The sequence below is a fragment of the Muribaculum sp. genome (assembly GCF_029051885.1).
GTDB lineage: Bacteria > Bacteroidota > Bacteroidia > Bacteroidales > Muribaculaceae > Muribaculum.
In genome coordinates this window covers 1-21,601 of record NZ_JAIDKI010000032.1, presented here as the reverse complement: position 1 = coordinate 21,601, position 21,601 = coordinate 1, and the positions used below count along the sequence as shown (strand labels likewise).

The following is a 21,601-nucleotide window of genomic DNA, read 5'->3' as shown; positions in this document are numbered from 1 at the left end:
TCCCTCACTGCGCGAACACATCTGCACGACGCTTGACCGCCCCAGCGTTAACAAATATTGGTGAACGGGGTCTTAGACACACCTCTCACAATTTAACATACCTTAACTAATACAAGCCCGATTTTCGTATTTTTTGCAAAAATAAGGGCGCCTTGCAAAAATTTCAGAAAAAAAGTGTTTGCAATTCCAGGAAATGTATTAACTTTGCATCGTTTTTGAAGCTAAAAAATTGTTTTATTATTAATTACAAAACGAAATGAAAAAGTTAGTTTTATTACTTGCTGTTGTATTCAGCGTATCACTTTTCTCTTGCGGTGGCAACTCTAACGCCGAGGCTAACGCTGCTGACTCTGTAGTTGTAGAGGAAGTTGCTGTAGAGGAAGTTGCAGTTGTTGACAGCGTTGCTGCTGACAGCGTAGCTGCTCCCGCTGACTCTGCCGTTGTTGCTGAGTAATTTTTGCTCATACCCAACACAGCAGTGAATTCCGTGCCATCGCGCACCAAGGAATCACAGCATGAAATAAGCTGACCACACAAGTGATCAGCTTTTTTTATGTCCTATAGCAAGCACCCACCGCATATCATATCAGCCTATATTTTCGATAATTATAGCTTGTACTACATTTTTTTGCAATTTTTTTACGGAATCACATGCAAGATTTTCAGTGCCGACGGATTTAATGGATAGAACTCCAAAAGAATCATTTATGAAAAATCTTAAATTTCTATTCACAACTCTTGGCATCTTCGCGACATCGGCCATACTTCAATCATGTGACAACGACAACGACGTAGCATTCCCTGCCAATTATCCGACTGCACTTGTGACAGTATGTCCCGACGCTGATGAATCGTTTGTAATGAATCTCGACGAAAAAACAGTGCTCAACCCCGTAAATATCGCAAAGTCGCCATTCGGCAAGAAAGAGGTAAGAGCCATGGTGAGCTTCTACTTCACAAACGACGGAAACCAATCGGCAGAAAGCGACGAAAATGAAATAGACGTCCGCGACGTACACGTATGCTGGATTGACAGCATACGTACCAAGCTGCCCGTACCCACCACCCCCGACAACAATGAGACATACGGCAACGACCCGTTTGATATCGTAAAAGACTGGGTGACTGTCGGAGAAGACGGATATCTGACACTGTGCATACGCACAAAATGGGGCAATCCCGACAAAAAGCATATGATAAATCTCGTGACAGGAGTAAACCCTGACGACCCTCTGGAAATGGAAATCCACCAGGATGCTGACGGCGACGTCGAAGGAATGATGCGTGACGCTCTCATCGCATTTAATCTCAACCAGCTCGAAGGCCTCAGCGGTGATGTGAAGTTAAAACTCAAATGGAACTCATACTCCGGAGAGAAAACAGCTGAGATAGATGTGAAAATGCGCAATCAGGCCACGCCCGAAGCCTTCGACAGAACTCTGCTGGTCAACAAACTCTATTAATCCAGCCCGTATCTACCAAAAATAGCGCAACATAGCGCCAAACATCAGATTTCGGAACCGGGACAACCACTACCGCACCCCGCACCTTGGCAGTGTAATAACTCGGAAAAAATAATACGCAATTCTTACAGACATTTCCAGTCCCGGTTCCGCAATTCTTCTCTGTTTCCAACAAACTGATGCAGACGTCTATGATATCCGGAGCAACCATAGATGATGAGGCTCAAATTGTAGATGATGCCCGCAAAGGCAACATTGCTGCCCAAAAGGCCCTGTATAGTCTCCACATCCGCTATCTGGCGGGGGTGTGCTCGCGTTATATCCTTAACTCAGAGGATGTAAAAGATGTTCTGCAAGAAAGTTTCTTAAAAATATTCTCCTCTCTGCCGTCATTCATATATCGCGGCAAAGGCTCGACAAGGGGATGGATGTGCCGCATTGTAATAAACGAGACATTGAAGTTTCTAAGAAAGACCACAATGTTTGAATTCACCGAACTTACAGAGGCTGAAAGCTCCCGAGGCTACGACGACTACGAACCCGACATAAACGAAATACCCACATCTGCAATCCATGAAATGATTCGCGAGCTACCGTCAGGATATCGCACGATATTCAATCTATATGTGATTGAAAACAAAAGCCACAAGGAAATTGCGGCTCTGCTCAATATTAAAGAAAGCACTTCGGCATCACAGCTGCATCGTGCCAAGGCAATCCTGGCCTCCCGAATTAAAGAATACCGTTCAACTCTTGAAACAGCGACATTATGAAAGACAAATGGTTAGACGACATACACGACAGGTTGGCCGGATTCGAGACCGACGAACCCGACAATCTATGGGCCGACCTGCAGAAGCGGCTGGAAAAAGAGAAAGCCGTCGCGCCGCCCGCACCACAACGCCGCAACCTGTTGTCAGGAATCAGACAGTACTGTGCCGTTGCGGCAATGCTTGCACTCATTGCTACCACTATCATATGGCTGGCCTTGCCTGACAATGATGTCTCGCTCCAGATTCCACAGGCCGGCACCTCTGAAATAAAAAAAGAAAACTCAACACACCGCCCGTACTCTCACGACACCCCCCTACACCCGGCCAAGATTGCTCAGGCATATTCCAAAACGACCGTGCAGCCTGCCACACAGCCCCTTACACCTCCTCTCTACAACGATATCAGCATATCCGACAACAACACTGATACTGATACCGACCGGCCGACCACATCCGGCACAAACTCCGAAATCCCGGTACAGCCCGACTCGGTCAGCCAAACCGAGCCGTCATCGCCATCCGATGACACCATCCGCCCTCACCGGCCTGAGAGCCATAATCATTACAACACTTCCACATACATCCGACGGCAAAAACACAACCGCTCGGGAGCATTGTCGTTAAGCGTCTACACTGCCGGAGCGCTCAATTCCTCAATCAATCAAAGCAGCATGAGCGGAGCGTCTACCGTACCGACAAACCTCGACAAATCACAATGGAATGACAGCCATATGCTTGGAGTACTCCTGTTCAACAAAGGCAAAGAGATACAGACTAAGACAAAACACTATCTGCCCATTCGCGCCGGTATTTCCGTCGGATACCGCATACTCCCACGCTTGTCGGTCGAGTCAGGACTGACATACAGTTGCCTTATATCCGATCTCTCATTCGGAAGCGAATCACACTATCTCTCCGGAAATCAGACACTTCATTACATCGGCATTCCTCTCGGCATCAGATATAATGCTTTATCGTGGAAAAAAATCAATCTGTATGCCGCATGCGGCGTCATGGCCGAAAAATGCATCTCAGGCAAGACCGAGTGTAAGTTCATTCTTGAAAACAAGAATATCGCCTCCGATAGTGAAAGCACTATCGTAAAACCTCTCCAATGGTCAGTCAGCACCTCAGTAGGCCTGCAGTTCAACATCTCCTCAATAACAAGCATATATGCCGAGCCCGGCATACACTATTATTTCAGCAATAACTCCAGCATAAAAACAATATATCAGGACCGACCTCTTAACTTCAATCTAAATCTTGGCCTGCGATTCACATTCGGCAACGACTGATACTAACTGATAGAGCCGTATATTTGTACGGCTCTATCAGTTATATTTAGTCTGCTACATCGACATCAGGTCGCGGAATATATCAAGAGCCACCTTGATTTCCTCCTCCTCGGCCGTGCAGTCGATAGCCACCACTCCGGGAGCCTCGAGCATCGTGAAGTTTATCCTGTTGTCAAGATTCTTCTTATCATGGTGCATAAGCTCGAGCAGACGCGGATAGTCATCACATGTAATCGACGGAACACCGTAATGCTCACGCACATAGCCGGCAATCTTGCGCAGCAGAGCTGTAGAAAAACCCTTGTGCATATGACTCAGCACAAGTTCTGTCACGATACCCCAGGCCACTGCATATCCATGGGCCACGGGAGCACCCTTCTCCATAGCCAGACTCTCAAACGCATGGCCCGCCGTATGACCCAGATTGAGCGATTTCCTCAGCCCTTTCTCTGTAGGGTCCTCAGCTACAACGCGCCGCTTTACCCCTACCGACGATTCCAGCAGCTGTAGCATACAACTGAAATCGTGGGCACATGGATTATAAGCAAGCAACGCCATGAGCGCGCCTTCACTCTCAAGCAGGCCATGCTTTATCATCTCGGCATAGCCTGAATACATCTCCGAATCCGGAAGCGACGAAAACATTGCCGTCGATATCACCACAGCCTCAGCCTCACGGAAAGCTCCGATTTCATTCTTCAGCCCACCGAAATTTATACCGGTCTTACCGCCTACCGAGGCATCCACAGCCCCGAGCAAAGTGGTAGGCACATTTACAAAACGCATGCCGCGCTTGAAGGTCGACGCTGCAAACCCGCCTATATCGGTTATCATGCCGCCACCGACATTAATCATCAGAGAGTGTCGGTTGGCACCCATTCTCTGCAATTCACTCCATATATGCGACAGAGAGTCAAGATTCTTATTGATGTCTCCGGCCGGAATAGTAATAAGTCCGGCAGTGCCCAGAGACGGACAAGCCGCAACAAGAGCCGGCCACACAAGCCTCTCTGTATTGCTGTCGGCGAGCACATACACACCATGGGGATTTGCCGCCTCGATTAGCCCCGAAAGTTCGCGGGCCACTTCATTTGTAAATATCAGTTTCTGCATACAAGCGTTTTTTATGTTTTGGATTACTCCCTGTCAATATCATGATTCAACGTATCCTCCTGCCTATATCGACATACCGAATATGTCGAGAAGCATAGGAAGCCTCTCGGCGAGCACAGGCATCGACGGGTACACTATGTCGGCACCGGCATCCACAAGCTCCTTCTCCGGAATCGGCCCCGTGGTGACACCTATGGTAAACGCGCCCGACGCGGCGCCCGACAGCACTCCCATAGGAGCATTGTCTACAGCGATACTGTTGTCAGGCATAGCCCCCGCTTTGTCCATAGCCCTCAGATAAGGCTCCGGATGTGGCTTGCCATGGACTACATCGCGCGAGGTAATCTGCATTCCCGCAGGAAAAGCGCCCGGATAGTCCAGGTCAAGACGGTCGATAAGCGAGCGCTGGCCCGAACCGGTCACAAGCACCGTAGTAATGCCGCGGCGCATGAATTCGCCTATCATGATGTCGGCGCCGGGCATCGGAGACACATCAGGAAGCTCCCTGAAATACTGAGTCTTGCGGCGATACAGCGCTTCACACTCCTCATCGGTGACATCACGTCCGAACGCACGCTTGAACAGCAGTCTTATCGTATCGCGCCCGGTGCGCCCCTCATAAAGGAAAAACTCGTCGTGCTCACATGGCACACCCTCTTCCGTCATCAGACGGTACCACGCGTCGGCATGCCGGGGCATCGAGTCATACAGCGTGCCATCCATGTCGATAAGAGCGGCTGTCGGAGAGAAGCTGATCAGACCGCGTCGCTTCAGATAGCGGCTTACGGCCATCTGTTCAGGAGTCATTGACATTTAAGTAACTGTTCTAAATTATTTCTTGTTTTTGTTTCTTTTCTTCTTGGATTTCTTATTGTCGGGCACCACAGCGTCATCACTGCTGTCAGGAGCCGGAGGTGGAGCGGGCAGAAGTCCCTCCTTTATTAACACCAGAGAGTCGGCGGCCGATATCGTATCTGCCACTTCAGGTACTTCGACACCCCGGGGCACACTTCCTTCAATCTTCAGCGCGCCCAGACGTGCGGCCCTTGAGCCGCGCTTAAACACATTGTCAATCTCTTTCAGCAGATTGACCCTGGTGTCGGCCACTATAGCCACGCTTTCGCCCACATCTCCGGGCTTGTATTTGGCACCGCCGAGCCTCACCTTCATGTCGTCAGGATTACCCGACAGGTTTATTCCGAACTTAAACGGCAACGGCGACTTGAGCACCGATATATGATACTTGAAATTCAAGTCAAGGTCGTTGCTCCCCATCACGGCAAGACGATAGCGGTCGAAATCGAATACAAACGGAAACAGCTGCACCATCGAGTTGCGCACAAGCATCTCGGCTTCCATCTGCTCGATTACATTCTTCTGCTTGTCCTTAAACATAAGCCATTTGGCCAATGTGCGGAATGTCTCTCCATCCAGAAGCACCAGGTCGTGCCCGTTGAGTCGGATAGCGGCGTCAAGCGAAGGCATCACGATATTCATCGTTGTGTCGATATCAGCCGTAGCGGCTATGCTTGCGTCGATAATACCCTCGAAACTGTTGAGCAGAGGCATCAGAGAGTCGACAGCAGGCACCATGCCCACAAATTTCTTTATATCTATGCCATTGAGGTCGAGCCCCATGCCAAAGCGCATCTCATCCTTGCCTGGAGCTGAATACAGTGCGTTGAGACTCACACTGCCCATTTCCGACGAGGCATGAAGGTTATGAAGATTCAGAGCGCCCTCGCTTACAAGAAGCTCGCCCTTGAAATCATGCATATCCATATCGGAATATACGATATTGTCGGCACTGACATTCAGCCGGGCGTCAAGATTCAGAGGTATCAGCACTGCGCTCACACTGTCAGCCGACATCGAGGCATTGTCGGCCATCCGGTCAAGATCGGCTTCCGACTGGGCATCGACATTTACCGACCTGCCGTCCGACTTGGCGGCATAGTCGGCACCACGGTAAAGAGCCTGTACCAGTTCGTTGACATTGAGCGAATCACTGTGGAGATTCCAGTCAAGCTCAAGTTTGCCGCCACGCGTCAGAGCCCTGCGTATGTTTGACACAGAGCCGTTTATCGTAAAGTCCGACCGACCGCACTCATACCGCACATTGCGCAATACCACACTATCGGTCGAAAACTCCATGTCAAAGCCCGATATACGGTTGCGCAGAGGGAAATATGGTGAGAACATGCCGCCGCGCTCGGCTGTGAGACGTCCGCTCATCTGAAGTCGGCGCAGCAGTCGCCCTGTCGATTCATCTACACTGAGGTCAAGGCTGTCGGCACCGGCATGCATTGCCCTCTCGGCCTCCCACCCGGCCCGACGGGCGGCAAAGCGGGCCGAGTCGGCCGATGTGAACTCCCGGCTGCGTACACGCTTGGGCCGTATGTGTGCGTTGACTTCAAAATGGCTCTTGCGCAGACCCATGAAATTTTTCCTGTCGGTAAAGAATATGCTCCCTGCGTCGGCATTGACATTCACCTGCGGCATATGGGCGTTGTGCTCGTATCGCCGCAATGCAAAGCGTGCCGCGATATCTCCCAGACGCATCCTCGACGAATCGGTATCCATATAGCTGACCATATCGGCCTTCAGCATTCCGCCGAAAGGTATCACGACAGTGCTGTCGGCCGAGGGAGGACGGTTGAGACATCCCGCCCCTGCCTTGGCATTCTTAAGGCGGATTGCCATCCCGTCGACAAGGGCCGACATCGTATCTGTGCTCACCGACAGGGTGAGCAGCGAGTCGACCTTTACATTATTGGCTGTGACAAAACTGCCCGAAGTGCCGAGTTTCACCTCCGAGTGGCGTGTATAGCAGTACATCCCGTAGCCGGGAGAGTCAAATGTAAAGTCGTCGATATCAAGAGTGCCATCCAGCTTAAGCCTGTGGAAATTCGCCATCGAGAAATCGCTTGCCCGACACGTCATCTTGGTATCGAGGCGCACCACACCTCCGACTGTCGTAGAGTCGGGAAGCATGGCAAGGAGTTGCCGCGGCAGTCGGGCCGGACGGCTCTCCAGTGTGATGTTGCCGGTGAAGTCAGGGTCGGTCATCAGATTTCCGGCCACACCCTTGACCGATATGTCAGCGCCCATCCCTCCGAGCTTCAAGGTATTGACTCTTACAGTCAGCGAGTCGAGGCTCCCGGGGAGCGACACATCCACATCGGCTTCGATGCGGTCAACTCTTACGGTCCTGTCATACACAGCGCCGCAGCGCGGAATTTTTATGCTCAGCCCCATGCACGGTATGCTGTCGGTCATCGGCCTGAACGGCTTTTTAAGTTCACCGGCCACAGCGATTTCCATATCGCTGTCAATACTCCCTATCCCGCTGCGCATATGTTCCGGCAGCAGAGCTATTGCAGCTCCGGGAGCAAACGGCCCGATGCCGAATGTCAGCTCGGTAATGGCCAACGGCTCGGTAAAATCGAGCGTAGTGTTCCATATCGATTTGATACGGCCTCCCGACGGAGTGCCTATTTCAAGTCCGAAATCTCTGAGCGACAGCAACATCGGCATGTCGCTGTTCCATTTTACCGCTCCACCGAGGTCGATAGTCACCGGACGTGCCACAAGCGCCTGAGGCATATCTATGTCAAGCAGCGACCCTACCGACAGAGTGTATCCCCCTTCGGCATTCTCCACCACAGGCGCCTTAGCAAGCACAAGCCTTACACTCATGCTGTCGGCTACCGAGCGGTAGCTTATCGGCAGCGAATCTACTATCTCAAAGCGGTTGAGCGATATATCAGGCACAAACACAGGGCCTGTCGTGTCATCGGCAGGCTCCGTCGTCGGAAAAATATCATAATTTGCATGAAGAGAGTCAAGCGCCACCACGTTGACCGACGCCCCCTCAAGCTCAATATCATACAGGTTGACTTTCGCAGCCAGCAGAGCAGCCACATTCACAGCGCCATGAAAACGCCCCACTCTCAGCAGGGTGTCGCTCCCGGCAGGCACAATCGCATGCTGCCCGGCAGGCAGTCCGTCAAATGCCTCTGAGACTATCACGAGCGAATCTATATCAACCGTCAGATGCGGGAACGTGTGCCACAGAGTCAGCTCAACGCGCCCGATGCCTACACGTGCATCCAATGCGTCATTGGCCACTCTGCCCACTATCGGCGTAAGGCGCGCCGGGGTCATTATCCACACAAGCAGAGTAAGCACAACCACCGCCAGGAGTATGAATCCGGCCACAGTGCAGGCCACCCATTTTAGTATTTTCTTTACCATAGATATCTGTTACTTATCCCCGGCCTTACATGCGTCGCGTGCGGTAATATGGAAACAACCCTGTTTCCTCTCATACTTCACATAGCACTTGCCCTCGTCGCGTATCGCCTTCAGCACCTCGCCGAGCAGGTTCTTGAGATCCTCCTGCGTGCGGTTCACCGTCACCGAGTCACACAGAAACTTCGCATAGCTGATATCAAACGTCGTGCCATACTGATGGGCCGAGGCCTCAACGGCATTGCCGTTGCTGCGGCGCAGTTTTTTTATGCCATGCCTCGTGCGCAGCACACTCGTCACTTTCAACCGGTAGGAGCCACCGCCGCGGGCCTGGAGCGAATCGTTGAATCTCGACCCTATCTCCTTGAGCAGATCCGCCGCCTCTGGCACCAGATACGGTAGCGAATGAGTCAGCGAGTCCACGCCATACTCACGGCAGCTGCGTATATGGCATACCGGACGCTTCAGCCGCCACACATCGGCAATGCTCTCTATCGGTTTGATTCCGATACGCTCGGCTTCATCAAGATGGATATAATTGCTGTCATTGAACACACGTCCCAGCGTGCCGCCCACAGGATTGATTTTCATTTTCACACAGCCGTCGTCAGGCATAGAGTCCAGATGACGGTCATAGGGATTCATCCCTACAGGCTTCTCCTTGACCATTACATAGACCGTGTCATGTACAGCCGCCTCAGCCTCAGAGCTGCCCGACGAGCATCCGTACACCACCGGAGCAATCACGCCAATAGCTGTAGCCCACACGGCCACAGTGCTGAAAACAAGGGATATATATCTTGTTATCATCAAATTTTCCTTTCTACAACCTTCTAAAAGATTATTTTCCAACCGTAAAGTTACCAAAATCCGGCCACTTCACCAACCGCCGTAGTGATGCCTTGCCACAGTTCGCTTAAGAGCTTAGAGCTTGTTTAATAATAAATGTTGCCGCCAGGGTCGTATAGCTTGAGACGATTTTCGATATGTGACGAAGGAGTGTACTTTATGTACATGACTGAGGAACAGGGCGAAAAGCGGCCAAGATATACGAGACTAAGAGCTTGTTTAATAATAACAAATTTTCACAGGACAACGTACCTTCCCTCAACGCATTTTCAGAAATTCCAGACTGCATTTCACGGCATCGTCAAAAGCCGCTGTCTGTCCGGCGACCGTGATAAACAGATGCACAGACCCCGGGAAAAGCCTGTAATCTACATCAACGCCGACTCGGCTGAGCCTATCGGCAAACTCCCGCCCCTGGTCTCTCAGTATGTCGCGGTCGGCTCCTGCAATCAGCGTGCGCGGCAGTTGCTGCAACTCTCTGTCGGAGGCGTGGGCAGGCGACACGAGCGGAGCGTCGCTCACCCCGCCGTAAGCCCGGTTGAACGCCTCCATTATCCGGCTGTCAAGTCCGTAACCTTCGCCATACGCATTCCAGCTCTCCGAACCGTCGGCATAAGCCTTGGTGACAGGATAAAACGCCACAACCGACTCCAGCATCCCGGCAGGCATACACATTGCCGTGGCTATGGCCAGATTGCCACCGGAGCTGTCGCCACCTACCGCGACACTTCGGCATCCCCATCTCTCCAGACTGTCGGCAGCCATCTCCACTGCTTTTCTGCAATCGTTAAGCCCGTGAGGGTAAGGATATTCCGGAGCAAGACGATAATCTACCGCAAGAACAGCCACACCACCTGCGGCCATCGCGCCGCAATAACGCGAACAGCTGTTTATACTGCCTATTGTCCATCCCCCGCCATGCAGATAGACCAGCAGCGGCACCGTATCGTTTCTGTAAGCCTCGCTCCTGAACAATACAGCCCGCTCCCCTATGCTGTCGCAATATACACCCGCAGGAAGGGTCGCCCTGACATTGCGCGCATTTCTCACAGCCCTCAGGTTGCTGACATCCCCCTCGATGGCCTCCTCTATGGCGCGTGTCTGTAGCGCCTGTAGCCCCGGAGGCATCCCCCGCAGGAAGTTGTCAGCCTCACTACGGTAATCTACGGCCTCCGCATGCAACGCCACACTCAATAACAACAACAGTACCGCCGCAGCCGGAATCCATCGCAAGCACGATTGGCCGGCCATCTTATCATACATCATCATAGGTAAAAGAGTATATTTACCCGCAAATATAGATATTCCCGCCGACAATCTATATACGACGCAGAATATAGTTGACAAACCTCCACCTGCGGCTCACCACCGCAAGCCTCCTCTTGCGCGCTATGGCTCTCACTATCTGTGCCGCCACTTTATCCAAAGGCATCACCCAAAACAGCCCGTCGCCCTTTGCCATACGCGTATCGACAAGCCCCGGACGTATCTCGCTCACAACCACACCCGTGCCCTTCGATTTACGCTGCAACGCTCTGGTATAATTTATCTGATAGGCCTTCGACGCACTGTAAGCCGGAGCGACATCCGTAGGCATAAGGCCACCTACGGATGTGACAGTGACAAGCTGTCCCCACCCCTGCCGCTCAAAAAACTTAGAGCTTGTTTAATAATAAATGTTACCGTCAGGGCGGTCATTCGTCGAGCAGATTTTCGCTTGTGATAAGGGAGTTATGGGGTTCCATAACGACCGAAGAACAGGCGGAAAGATGCCGGCGAATGACCGACTGGAGGTAATTTGTTTCATATCGTTGATATATTTTTGCATTTTTTCAAAAGTAAGCAAGAGATTGAGTGATTATAAAGTTACTTTTAGTCTCGTATATCTTGGCCGCTTTTCGCCCTGTTCCTCAGTCATGTACATAAAGTACACTCCTTCGTCACATATCGAAAATCGTCTCAAGCTATACGACCCTGGCGGCAACATTTATTATTAAACAAGCTCTTATAGTTCCGGCGTCAGGATGTCGGATTCAATATGGTTGAGTATGGCGTCGAGTTCGGGCCATGTGTCGGCTCTCAGCATTGCTATGCGGGTTTCCCTGAAGTTGGGTATCCCTTTGAACAATGGCGATGCTGCCAGGTGGCGGCGTATATGGAGAATGCCCCGGTGCTCGTCGATGTTGGCGATGCTCTCGGTAATCTGACGGCGCAGCAGGCTGAACTTTATGGAGTTGGATAGTGGTTGGGGTGGCAGACCATGGAGTGCGCGGGACACATCGTTGAATATCCATGGCGCTCCGATTGATGCGCGTCCAATCATTACTCCGTCGACTCCGTAGCGGTCGAATGCCTCTACTGCGCGTTGAGGGGTAGTTATGTCGCCGTTACCTATCAGCGGTATGGTGAGGCGCGGATTGTCCTTCACGCGTGCTATCATCTCCCAGTCGGCCTGTCCGGTATACATCTGGGAGCGTGTGCGCCCATGTACAGTGAGGGCCTGTATGCCGCAGTCCTGTAGCTGCTCGGCGAGTTCTACGATTATACGCGAGTCGTGGTCCCATCCAAGTCGGGTCTTTACCGTGACGGGTATTTTTACGGCTTTGACTACGGCCTTGGTAATCTCGAGCATCTTGGGGATATCGCGCAGCATTCCTGCTCCGGCACCTTTACCGGCTACCTTTTTTACCGGGCATCCGAAGTTGATGTCGAGCAGGTCGGGGCCGGCCTCTTCGACTATTCTGGCGGCTTCGACCATTGGGTCAACCTCACGTCCGTAGATTTGTATGGCGGTAGGGCGTTCGCGGGAATCAATGTGCAGTTTTCGGGTCGTGGCGCTTATATTGCGTATGAGCGCGTCGGCGCTGACAAATTCGGTGTACACCATATCGGCGCCCAACTCTTTGCATATAAGCCTGAAAGAGTGGTCGGTGACATCCTCCATTGGAGCAAGCATTACCGGGCGCGGTCCGAGGTCGATGTTTCCTATCTTCATGGATGCGAAGTTACAAATTTTCGGGTGAATACCGTCTCAGGCAGTCACAAAGGAGTGTGGAAAATTGCTAAAAAAGTGTAGATATGCGTGAATTATGCTATAAAATAGTCATAATGGGCAACGGTGTCATCCGAAGGTGAGTATGGAGCATCTGTCGGGTACGATGGCCTCGGCTGCCTGGCGCATATTTTCCGGAGTCAGCGACATGATTCGGTCGATTATTTCCTGGCGCGTGGCCACATGTCCGTTGAATAGTAGAGCGCGCCCGGTCGATAGTGCCATCTGTTCCCGGTTTTCGGCGGCCACGATTGTCTGTCCGATATATTGTTTTTTTGCTGCGGCGAGTGTGCGTTCCTTCATCGGAGAGTCGGCCAGTCGGCTTAATATATCGAATATAATCCGGCGGCATGGTTTCACATGCTCCCGGTCACATCCGAAATATATCGTCATTTCGCTACAGTCGGTAAACAGTGATGTGTAGGCGTCGACTGAATATACGTAGCCACGGCGTTCGCGCAGCGCCACGTTGAGGAGGGAATTCATGCACGGTCCGCCTATGATATTGGTGAGCAGAGCGTATGCTCGGTTTTTGTCGGAAAACATTCCCGGGATGCGTGCTCCGATTACGGTATGGGCCTGATGGGTGTGTAGGTCGCGGTAGATGTCAAATGGCTCTACTTCCGGGGGCTTCACTCTGTTGACGGGAGTGTCGGGATGGCTGAAATGTCCGATATATCGCTCGGCTACCGCCACGACACGCTTAGGAGGGGTCGGCCCCATGTAGAAGAACACCATATTTCCCGGAGTGTAATACTTGTCGAGAAAATCGCGGCATGTGGCCGATGTGAATGTTTTGATTGTCTTTTCGGTGCCGAGTATGTTGTGTCCGAGGCCTGAGCCTGCAAACAGCAGCTCGTTGAAGTCATCGAATATGGCTTCGGCCGGAGAGTCGAGATATGAGGCTACCTCGTCGAGCACCACTTCGCGTTCTCGGTCGATTTCGGCTTCGGGAAATCGGCTACGGCTTACGAGGTCGGCGATAAGTTCGACGGCTCGCGAGAGATTTCCGGCGGGAAAAGATGAATATATGGTTGTGGACTCTTCAGAGGTGAATGCGTTGAGTTCGCCTCCGACAGCTTCCATGCGGTTGATAATATGCCATGAACGGCGGCGGTCGGTGCCTTTGAATATGGTATGTTCCACAAAGTGGGCGAGTCCGAACTGTTCGGGTTGTTCGTTGCGGCTTCCTGCCATCACACACAGTCCGCAACACTCGACTCTGGAATCGCAGTGGCGGTGTACTACTCTCAGGTGGTTGCTGAGAGTATGATAGGTAATCGGATTGGAACAGTTCTGTGCCATATTTAGAATTGAATCTTACGTAGGTTTCTTCCGAATCGGAGACTGTGTCAGAAATCAAAGGTAGTGAGTTTGTGGTAGGTTGCAAAAAAAAATTACTCGTCATCACGACGAATAATCTTCTTACCTTAAATCTAATACCATGAAAAACTGATGCAAAATTAGCCTTAATTTTTTATTTGCCAAAATTATATTTAATAAATGTGTCTATGTTAACTATTTTTAAGTAAAAACAAGGTGTTTACAGGACAAAATGAATAAAAATAGGCCATTATGCCTCGGGGCTTCCTGTAATGCGATTAGGAGCATTACAGGATTGGAATATACACATTGGACAGTCTCTGACTACTGTCTCTCGAGGCGAGTGGTCACTTTGGGCAGATGCTTCTCAAGTATGCTTATCACCTGAGCGGCAAGTGCGGAATATCCGGCTGGCAGAGGGTGCACACCGTCTCCTCCGATATAGTATTCCGGATGTCCGTACATCACAGAGTCGAGATGGTTTATTTCTATGCCAGCTGTCAGGGCATGACGGCGCGCTATTTGGTTGCGGGCGGTTCCGCGCAGTGATTGCTGAGTTACGACTGTCATGTCTTCGCCTTGGAAAAGCGGAGTGCAGTTGGCCCATATCAGCCGTGCGTCGGGGGCATATCTTTTAAACAGGGCAAGGAGCATCGGGAAGTCTCGGTCGTACTCTTGTTCGGTGTAGCCCATACCGTGTAGGCCGTTGTTGAAGTGGATTATGTCGAATGAGGTGTGTTTGAGCACATTTTCCACTTCTTCAAGATATGCCGGGTCGCCAAGACTTTTGGATGTTGAAAGACGTGCTACATAGGCTCGGTCATCAAGGGCTTTTTCGACTTCAGGATGGTAGCCACGTGTGATTGAATTGCCAATCAGGAGCACGTGGGGTTTGTCATTACGGTCAGCTCCGGGTATCCATATGTCGGCCCATTCGATATATTCACGATTGATGTGAGATTCTGACGGCTCGGCGGATGTGGCTGAGTGGGGTGATGCGATTGCGATAGCAAGGGTTGTTGCCAGAGATACGGTAAGTCTTTTCATTGAGATATTGCAGTTTGTCTGCAAATATATGTCAGGACGCTTAACGCTTTGCTTAAAATCGGCTTAAAATCCGGATAAATCAGGCGGTGTCAGTTGACGGTGGAGGCAGATGTTGCTTTGCGGGCAAGCATCCTGTGTCCGATACGGCAGTACAGGCATTTGTGGTTCTCGCAGTATTCGCGGCGCAGCTGTATGACAGCTTGTGATGTGAATGCATCGCTGCATTTTATTCCGGCCGAGCCGAAGAGGGTCACTACCGAATTGTTTTCCGCCGGGAGGTCCTGCAGCAGGGATATGGCTGCATCCTGGTATTGGCTTAGATTGTGTCTGATACCCCAAGCGTAGAGTATGGGTGCCGCGACATTGATGGCAAGTATGCGCTTGGATGAAAGGCTGAGCATTGTAGGCAGGTCGCCCGACTCTTTGCCGAAATGGTAGTGTGTCTCCCAGTATCCTGTAAGCGGGGCGTTGAATATCGACAGAATCTCGTCGGTATTGGTGGCTGCTGTAATGGCACTCATGAATTTGAATCCGCCAAGCAGCATTGCCGAGAGAAACGCGATACGACGGTGGGGGAAGTTGGCCGGACGCATTCGTGCCATTTTCCAGCCCGGTGTCCGTATCGGAGTCAGAGAGAATTTGTGGGCGAGGAATTCGTATTCGCGTTTCAGCAGGTCGGCGTATCGGTCGGTGGATGTGTCGTCGGGAATCAGGGAGGCCTGTCCGAACAGTATGGCCTGGATTGACAGCAGTGAATCGCTGTGCTTGCCTATTGCGGTGAGTGGAGTGCCGGCGGCAAGTCGTTCAAACGGGTCGGAGTTGACACCGAATCCGAGTGCCCGCGCGAGTGTTATGAAGCATGCTTCCTCCCAGTCGCCGTTGTTGCGGCTGAGCAGTCGCTCTATGCGGTCGGCCTTGGCATGCAGGCGTTCGAAGGCAAGACGGTCGAGCCATCCGTGGAGGTGGATTTTCTCTATTGAGTGAAGTTCGGCGGCACATGGCAATGACGGAGCAGCCGCTTTATCCACCAGAGCAGCGTAGGTGTTGTGGAATCCGGGGTCGCACTCCATGCGCATCTGCGGTATGAGTCGGCCGTCGGGGCGTCGTACCGCGACATCGTCGTGGCGTACGATATGGAGTATTACAGACCGGTATGCCGGGTCGTCGTCATGACGGTGGCGGTGCCAGTCGGAGGCGCGGACATGGATTTCTATGTCGCCGGCCCACTTCTGTCCGTCGATTATGACTTTGGCGTTGAAGAAATCGGGGCCTGCGTCGGTGTTCAGGCGCCCCGGGTCGAGCACCTGCACGCGGCGCCCGTCGACAGTTTTCATGTCGACGGGCATCCACAGGCGGTGTTGCCATATGTATTGCATCAGTCGCTCCATCTCGATATAAAGAGAGAAAGGTACATTTGGTTATGGCAATATTCCGGGCGGCTCAGGGTGTACATTGTGGGGTGTACCCGTTGTGGCCGGCAGGATGAAGCGATATCAAGCCCGGGGTGATGGGCTGAGAGGTTGAGACTACATGGCGAGTATCTCGTCGCAGAGCTTCGAGGCCTGTACGAGCATGCGCGGTATGTGGAACGGACCCTTGAAGATGTTGCCTTTGGCGGGCTGTGCCACGGAGCCGTCGCGATGGAGATATCCGTACCATTCGGGATACTCGGCGTCGGGCAGATGCTTGTACATCCATTCGTTGGCTTTGCGGTGCATGTCGAGGTATTTCTCGTCGGCTGTGGCTATGTATGCGTAGAGTGTTGCGATTACAGTCTCGCACTGTGGCCACCAGAACTTCATGTCCTGTGAATAGTCCTGAGGCGGGAAGTTGCGGCAGTCGCGGAAGTTGATGATTCCGCCAAACTCGGTGTCCCATCCCCAGTCCCACGACCAGTCGAGAATCTGAGTGGCCATCTCCACGAGCTGCTTGTCCCAGTTGCGATGACGAGCTTCCTCGAGGAGGAACCATGCGGTCTCGATACAGTGGCCCGGGTTGATTGTGCGTCCGGCGCATGTGTCGATGAGGTTGCCTTCGGGAGTCACTGTCTCAAGGAGGGCCTTATACTCGGGATGGATAAAGAGCTTGAGTTTCTCGATTGACTCGTCAATCTGGCTGTCGAGCTCCGGGTCGGAGATGACCTTGCGTATGCATGATGCCGTGTTGATCAGAATCATTGTGACGGAGTGTCCGATAGCCTGCTGAGTGGGGAGATATTTCGGAGGGAGTATTCCCGGGGTAGATATGAATCTGCGTATCTCCTTGAACAGGGCGAGGGCCTTGCGGGCATAGGTCATGTCGCCGGATGCAAGGGCGTATTCGCTCATGGCTATTGCCGCAAAGCATTCTGAGAATACGTAGCGGCGTTTTCTCAGAGGGGTGCCGTCGGCCATTACTTCGAAATACATGCGGCCGTCGTCGGGATCGAAGCAGTGAGCCTCGATAAATTCGATACAGCTGCGTGAGGCGTCGAGCCACTGCTGATTTTTCTCGATGTTGTTGAAAGCAAAAGAGCCTATGAATCCGAACCGTCCCTGAAACCATACGGATTTTGTGGTATCCATTATGTTGCCCTGGCGGTCGAGGCAGGTATATACTCCGCCGTATACCGGGTCGAGGCCTTTTTCAATCCAGAAGGGCATTATGTTGCCTGTCAGGTCGGCCTTGTATCTCTCGGAGCATTGACGGAGGTATTCTTTGTCAATCATATTTTGTGGTTGATAGATTAGAGTTTATTGCAACGCTGGAAGAATCCGATGGCTTCGAGTTCCTGCTTCATGGCTGCTTCCTCTTCGTCGGTCATGTTGCGGAACGGAGTGCGGTTGGGGCCGAGGTCGAGTCCTATCAGTTTCATGATGCGCTTTCCTCCTACGATATTTCCGCGGTAGTTGCAGATGACGTTGATTACGGCCTGAGAGAAATTCTGCTTCTCGCGGGCTGTTTCGATGTCACCTTTCTCCCAGGCTTCGATGATGCCGGTGAGTTCGCGTCCGTTGTAGTTGGTAGTGCCGCCGATGCCACCCTGTGCGCCACCTTGGGCGAGCGACGGAAGGATTGTTTCATCCTGTCCGTGGAGCATGTCGAACTTGCCGTCCTTGTACAGGCGACACTGGTTGTATTCGTAGAGGCTTTCGAATGTGTATTTGATACCGGCAAAGTTGGGTATGCGTCCGTCGACAGCCTTGAGCAGTTCGATCATGGGGAGGAACGCACCGTTGAATGCGGGTATATGGTAGTAGTAGAAGGGTAGTGAGGGTGCGGCTGCGGCTATCTCCTCGCAATATTTTACAAGCTCCTCGATACGTCCGATTTTCGGGAACGGAGGTGCCATCGAACCGATGCCCCATGCTCCGATTTTCTCGGCGTGGGCGGCAAGGGCGACGCTTTCGCGCAGGCAGCAGCTTCCTACATGTACGATTACCTTGAATCCCTCGGGTACTGAGGCAACCCACTTTTCGGCTACGGCCATGCGCTCTTCGGGAGTGAGCATGTAGCCTTCGCCCGATGAGCCGTTGATAAACACGCCTTTGAGACCGTTCTTTACGAGCATTTCCGCATAAGCGGGTATTATTTCAAGATTGATGTCTCCGTTGGCATGCATCGGGGTGAACGGAGCGTCGATTAATCCTTTGATTTTTTCCATTGTTATGTTTTTAGATGTTAAGCGTTGATAAGGTCGGTGTCCTTTCTCAGGGCTTCGTTTTCTTCTGTCATGTTGAGAGTTGTCGGCTTCAGTACGGTGAGCTGCAGGAGTACGGCGAGCACAAGTGCGGCGGCCATCATTGCGAATCCGAGTCCCATCTTTCCTTCAGCCGCGAGCGAGCCGAGGAAGTCGGTGGCGAAGGCTCCGATAAACAGGCCCGACATGTTCATGAGTCCGTAGGCAGAGCCTCTGTTGCGCGACGATACGAACTGGCACAGGATTGGCATGTTGTTGGCGTCAAAGAGTCCGTATCCGAGTCCGAAGAGTATACCGGCTCCGATTGCGGCGAATAGTGATGAACCGAAGCCCATCATCACCAGGGCGGGAATCATGAGTGAAAGTCCGATGGATGAGGTATATATGCGGCCTTTGACATTTTTGCGGGCCCAGTTGTCGGCAAGCGGTCCGCCGATCATCACACCGATAAACGAGCTTATGGCGATGGTTATTGTGGCAATCGGGCCGGCTATTACCATTGATATGCCGAGCGAGGATGCGAACAGCTCGGGGAGCCAGTTCTTTGTCGACCATCCGGGAATCGAGCATGATGCGAAGAAGAAGAGGATGGTCCAGAATGCTGCGTTTCCGAGGAGTATGCCCAATGAGGATTTTACTCCGGCGAGGCCCTGGCTTATAGCCTGGGATATTGATGACTTTTCTTTCGCTTCCGTTGCGGCGACACGCTTTTCATACAGGAATGCGATAAGGATTACGGCATATACAATTCCGATTATACCGAACCAATGGAATGTGGCCTGCCATGATAGACGCTCGGCCACGAATGCTCCGAATCCGCCGATAGCCTGTCCCATATAGAGGCCTGTCATGTGTATGCCGATGGCGAGACTCAGCTGCTTTCCTGTAAAATAGTCGGCAATCAGGGAGAGCGCGGCAGGGATATAGAGGGCCTCGCTGACACCCATTATCGCGCGGAGCACATACACTTCATGGAAGGTAGTGGCATAGCCGAGCATAAGGGTTACGGTAGACCATACAAAGAGCGAGCCGACGATGAGCCATTTGCGGTTGACACGGTCGGCGATGATTCCGGAGATAGGGCTGCAAAATCCATATATCCACATGAATGCGGCCATTACCTTTCCAAACATGATGGTAGATTCAAGGTCGGCGATGTCGGCGGCCATTGAGGCGCGCATAGTAGAGAGCATCTGGCGGTCCATGTAGTTGAGGAGCGCCACAATCCATAGCAGGCCTACTACCAGCCACGGATACCAGTTTTTTTTAGTCAGGGAACTCATGGTATAGTGTATTGATTAGTTTTTTGATATTATCCGGGGTAATCCGGTCGCTCTTACGGCATACGACGCAATAGACGCAAAGAATGATACGGCCCGGCTACAGACTGTTGCAGGCTAAACTTGTGTCTATGTCGGACAAGTCCGGATGTCAGATGAAAAAGAGTGGGTTATTGTATGGTTTATTTTATGCAAAGTAAATAATAATTTTTCAATGTGTAAAATAATTAAATGAAATATTTGTATGGTTTCTGGCGATGTGGTTGCGATGTGGCCGCTTATGTGGGGCAATGCTTATGTGTCGAATCCACTGCTCTGAAAATTGTGTGGAAAAACTTTGCCAGTCAGCGGATTATTGCTACCTTTGCAGCGTTTTAGCGCAATCTCTGGCGGTACACGCAGCCCGTTATATTGCGTAATATCTACATTATTAATTCATTACGAACTAAAAATGGACTTAATCAAAGTAGCCGAAGAGGCATTTGCCACCGGCAAGCAGCATCCCGAGTTCGGTCCCGGCGACACCATCACCGTGGCTTACCGTATCAAAGAGGGTAACAAAGAGCGTATCCAGCAGTATCGCGGCGTAGTTATCCGCATCTCGGGCGAAGGCAACAAGAAGCGCTTCACCGTGCGCAAGATGAGCGACAACATCGGTGTAGAGCGTATCTTCCCCATCGAGTCGCCTTTCATCGACTCAATCACAGTCAACAAGTATGGTAAGGTACGTCGTGCCAAACTTTACTACCTCCGCGGTCTTACAGGCAAGAAAGCCCGTATCAAGGAGCGTCGCGTAGTGAAGTAATCACCGTTGACTCTAAAACGCATCAAAGCCCCGCAGCCATATCTCTGATATGGAAAGCGGGGCTTCGTTGTATTCTCTCATATAGTGGCCGGTGGGGTCACTCATCGGGGCTTTCATCGTCATTGCGTCGGGGCGAGGCGATAGTGAGCGCCCACAGGAACAATGCACATACAACGGCCGACGATACCAGCGACAATACTTCGGTGTTGGTACTGCCGTTGCCAAGAAATACAAGAAACAGATATCCTCCGAGCATAGCTCCACATATGCTTACGCATAGCGCGAGCGTCAGATTTCTGATTCTCGGTATCAGTTTGCCTACCATGAAGCCGCCGATTATGCCAATCAGGGCCCATGCAATCCACAGACTTGCTCCCATATTTAAATTGATACGCAAATATGCAGACTATGCCTGCCAGAACTCAAATATGGTGAGCCACAGCAACAGTAAAATCACAAGTACGCTCACTCCGATCCACATCCATAATAGGGAGGAGCTGTATCTGCGGTGGAGCAGATGTCGGTCGTACTCTTCCTGTCGGTCGAGTCTTCTTTGTTGACGATTTTCCATAATTTCCTTTTTTGCAAATAAGAGCTTGTTTAATAATAAATGTTACCGTCAGGGCGGTCAATCGTCGAGCAGATTTTCGCTTGTGATGAGGGAGTTA

19 protein-coding genes and 1 pseudogene are annotated in these 21,601 nt (G+C 51.7%); 5 read left to right on the top strand and 15 right to left on the bottom strand.

The window, feature by feature from the left end:
- Positions 1-256: 256 nt before the first annotated feature.
- The 4 genes from K2I50_RS01455 (at position 257) to dma1 (ending at position 3,531) form a co-directional block, all read left to right on the top strand.
- Entirely contained in the window at positions 257-454 is a 198-nt protein-coding gene (locus tag K2I50_RS01455; protein ID WP_068959829.1) for a hypothetical protein, read from the top strand.
- A gap of 253 nt (positions 455-707) precedes the next feature.
- The gene (locus tag K2I50_RS01450; protein WP_301024476.1) at positions 708-1,463 is read left to right on the top strand and encodes a NigD1/NigD2 family lipoprotein; all 756 of its coding nucleotides are present in this window, start codon (positions 708-710) and stop codon (positions 1,461-1,463) included.
- A 191-nt stretch (positions 1,464-1,654) separates the two neighbouring features.
- Positions 1,655-2,236 carry an RNA polymerase sigma factor gene (locus K2I50_RS01445; protein ID WP_301024475.1) on the top strand — a complete coding sequence of 194 codons (582 nt, stop codon included), beginning with the start codon at positions 1,655-1,657 and terminating at the stop codon, positions 2,234-2,236.
- Positions 2,233-3,531, top strand: a complete 1,299-nt coding sequence (gene dma1, locus K2I50_RS01440; RefSeq protein WP_301024474.1) for a Dma1 family dual membrane-spanning anti-sigma factor — start codon at positions 2,233-2,235, stop codon at positions 3,529-3,531. The genes K2I50_RS01445 and dma1 overlap by 4 nt, the downstream gene beginning before the upstream one ends.
- A 54-nt stretch (positions 3,532-3,585) precedes the next feature.
- Here dma1 and K2I50_RS01435 read toward each other — a convergent pair whose 3' ends face one another.
- The 13 genes and pseudogenes from K2I50_RS01435 to K2I50_RS01375 form a co-directional block, all read right to left on the bottom strand.
- Entirely contained in the window at positions 3,586-4,644 is a 1,059-nt protein-coding gene (locus K2I50_RS01435) for a 3-dehydroquinate synthase (RefSeq protein ID WP_301024473.1), read from the bottom strand.
- Between the two features lie 63 nt (positions 4,645-4,707).
- Entirely contained in the window at positions 4,708-5,451 is a 744-nt protein-coding gene (locus tag K2I50_RS01430) for an inorganic diphosphatase (protein ID WP_301024472.1), read from the bottom strand.
- 24 nt (positions 5,452-5,475) lie between these two features.
- Complete coding sequence (locus K2I50_RS01425; RefSeq protein ID WP_301024471.1) at positions 5,476-8,901, bottom strand: AsmA family protein; 3,426 nt, start codon at positions 8,899-8,901, stop codon at positions 5,476-5,478.
- A 9-nt stretch (positions 8,902-8,910) separates the two neighbouring features.
- On the bottom strand, positions 8,911-9,708 hold the full coding sequence (locus K2I50_RS01420; RefSeq protein WP_301024470.1) for a DUF5715 family protein: 798 nt from the start codon (positions 9,706-9,708) through the stop codon (positions 8,911-8,913).
- Positions 9,709-10,005: 297 nt separating this feature from the next.
- Positions 10,006-11,016: an alpha/beta hydrolase gene (locus K2I50_RS01415; RefSeq protein WP_301024469.1), complete on the bottom strand. Its 1,011-nt coding sequence runs from the start codon at positions 11,014-11,016 to the stop codon at positions 10,006-10,008.
- Positions 11,017-11,065: 49 nt separating this feature from the next.
- Positions 11,066-11,392: pseudogene (locus K2I50_RS01410) on the bottom strand (SDR family NAD(P)-dependent oxidoreductase); the annotation flags it as partial.
- A gap of 360 nt (positions 11,393-11,752) precedes the next feature.
- On the bottom strand, positions 11,753-12,742 hold the full coding sequence (gene dusB, locus K2I50_RS01405) for a tRNA dihydrouridine synthase DusB (RefSeq protein WP_301024468.1): 990 nt from the start codon (positions 12,740-12,742) through the stop codon (positions 11,753-11,755).
- 126 nt (positions 12,743-12,868) lie between these two features.
- Positions 12,869-14,104 carry a M16 family metallopeptidase gene (locus K2I50_RS01400; protein WP_301024467.1) on the bottom strand — a complete coding sequence of 412 codons (1,236 nt, stop codon included), beginning with the start codon at positions 14,102-14,104 and terminating at the stop codon, positions 12,869-12,871.
- A 342-nt stretch (positions 14,105-14,446) separates the two neighbouring features.
- On the bottom strand, positions 14,447-15,169 hold the full coding sequence (locus tag K2I50_RS01395) for an SGNH/GDSL hydrolase family protein (protein ID WP_301024466.1): 723 nt from the start codon (positions 15,167-15,169) through the stop codon (positions 14,447-14,449).
- Positions 15,170-15,258: 89 nt separating this feature from the next.
- Positions 15,259-16,557: a DUF2851 family protein gene (locus tag K2I50_RS01390; RefSeq protein ID WP_301024465.1), complete on the bottom strand. Its 1,299-nt coding sequence runs from the start codon at positions 16,555-16,557 to the stop codon at positions 15,259-15,261.
- Positions 16,558-16,695: 138 nt separating this feature from the next.
- Positions 16,696-17,877, bottom strand: coding sequence for an AGE family epimerase/isomerase (locus K2I50_RS01385; RefSeq protein WP_301024464.1), 1,182 nt, complete (start codon positions 17,875-17,877; stop codon positions 16,696-16,698).
- Positions 17,878-17,894: 17 nt separating this feature from the next.
- Complete coding sequence (locus tag K2I50_RS01380; RefSeq protein WP_301024463.1) at positions 17,895-18,812, bottom strand: dihydrodipicolinate synthase family protein; 918 nt, start codon at positions 18,810-18,812, stop codon at positions 17,895-17,897.
- A gap of 17 nt (positions 18,813-18,829) precedes the next feature.
- On the bottom strand, positions 18,830-20,131 hold the full coding sequence (locus tag K2I50_RS01375; RefSeq protein WP_301024462.1) for an MFS transporter: 1,302 nt from the start codon (positions 20,129-20,131) through the stop codon (positions 18,830-18,832).
- A gap of 448 nt (positions 20,132-20,579) precedes the next feature.
- On the opposite strand from K2I50_RS01375, the gene rplS reads away from it, so the two are divergent.
- Positions 20,580-20,933 carry a 50S ribosomal protein L19 gene (rplS, locus tag K2I50_RS01370; protein WP_301024461.1) on the top strand — a complete coding sequence of 118 codons (354 nt, stop codon included), beginning with the start codon at positions 20,580-20,582 and terminating at the stop codon, positions 20,931-20,933.
- Positions 20,934-21,030: 97 nt separating this feature from the next.
- Here the strand turns inward: rplS and K2I50_RS01365 are convergent, their stop codons facing one another.
- Positions 21,031-21,312: a hypothetical protein gene (locus tag K2I50_RS01365; protein ID WP_301024460.1), complete on the bottom strand. Its 282-nt coding sequence runs from the start codon at positions 21,310-21,312 to the stop codon at positions 21,031-21,033.
- 27 nt (positions 21,313-21,339) lie between these two features.
- Positions 21,340-21,504, bottom strand: coding sequence for a hypothetical protein (locus K2I50_RS01360; protein ID WP_301024459.1), 165 nt, complete (start codon positions 21,502-21,504; stop codon positions 21,340-21,342).
- Positions 21,505-21,601 lie beyond the last annotated feature (97 nt).

What these genes read in the sequence shown, in the direction of transcription:
- rplS (WP_301024461.1), top strand. Translation starts at nt 20,580, where the DNA reads ATGGACTTAATCAAAGTAGCCGAAGAGGCATTTGCCACCGGCAAGCAG.
- K2I50_RS01435 (WP_301024473.1), bottom strand. Translation starts at nt 4,644, where the DNA reads ATGCAGAAACTGATATTTACAAATGAAGTGGCCCGCGAACTTTCGGGG.
- K2I50_RS01425 (WP_301024471.1), bottom strand. Translation starts at nt 8,901, where the DNA reads ATGGTAAAGAAAATACTAAAATGGGTGGCCTGCACTGTGGCCGGATTC.
- K2I50_RS01455 (WP_068959829.1), top strand. Translation starts at nt 257, where the DNA reads ATGAAAAAGTTAGTTTTATTACTTGCTGTTGTATTCAGCGTATCACTT.
- K2I50_RS01450 (WP_301024476.1), top strand. Translation starts at nt 708, where the DNA reads ATGAAAAATCTTAAATTTCTATTCACAACTCTTGGCATCTTCGCGACA.
- K2I50_RS01400 (WP_301024467.1), bottom strand. Translation starts at nt 14,104, where the DNA reads ATGGCACAGAACTGTTCCAATCCGATTACCTATCATACTCTCAGCAAC.
- dma1 (WP_301024474.1), top strand. Translation starts at nt 2,233, where the DNA reads ATGAAAGACAAATGGTTAGACGACATACACGACAGGTTGGCCGGATTC.
- K2I50_RS01380 (WP_301024463.1), bottom strand. Translation starts at nt 18,812, where the DNA reads ATGGAAAAAATCAAAGGATTAATCGACGCTCCGTTCACCCCGATGCAT.
- K2I50_RS01390 (WP_301024465.1), bottom strand. Translation starts at nt 16,557, where the DNA reads ATGGAGCGACTGATGCAATACATATGGCAACACCGCCTGTGGATGCCC.
- K2I50_RS01430 (WP_301024472.1), bottom strand. Translation starts at nt 5,451, where the DNA reads ATGACTCCTGAACAGATGGCCGTAAGCCGCTATCTGAAGCGACGCGGT.
- K2I50_RS01385 (WP_301024464.1), bottom strand. Translation starts at nt 17,877, where the DNA reads ATGATTGACAAAGAATACCTCCGTCAATGCTCCGAGAGATACAAGGCC.
- dusB (WP_301024468.1), bottom strand. Translation starts at nt 12,742, where the DNA reads ATGAAGATAGGAAACATCGACCTCGGACCGCGCCCGGTAATGCTTGCT.
- K2I50_RS01360 (WP_301024459.1), bottom strand. Translation starts at nt 21,504, where the DNA reads ATGGAAAATCGTCAACAAAGAAGACTCGACCGACAGGAAGAGTACGAC.
- K2I50_RS01415 (WP_301024469.1), bottom strand. Translation starts at nt 11,016, where the DNA reads ATGATGATGTATGATAAGATGGCCGGCCAATCGTGCTTGCGATGGATT.
- K2I50_RS01365 (WP_301024460.1), bottom strand. Translation starts at nt 21,312, where the DNA reads ATGGGAGCAAGTCTGTGGATTGCATGGGCCCTGATTGGCATAATCGGC.
- K2I50_RS01395 (WP_301024466.1), bottom strand. Translation starts at nt 15,169, where the DNA reads ATGAAAAGACTTACCGTATCTCTGGCAACAACCCTTGCTATCGCAATC.
- K2I50_RS01445 (WP_301024475.1), top strand. Translation starts at nt 1,655, where the DNA reads ATGATATCCGGAGCAACCATAGATGATGAGGCTCAAATTGTAGATGAT.
- K2I50_RS01375 (WP_301024462.1), bottom strand. Translation starts at nt 20,131, where the DNA reads ATGAGTTCCCTGACTAAAAAAAACTGGTATCCGTGGCTGGTAGTAGGC.
- K2I50_RS01420 (WP_301024470.1), bottom strand. Translation starts at nt 9,708, where the DNA reads ATGATAACAAGATATATATCCCTTGTTTTCAGCACTGTGGCCGTGTGG.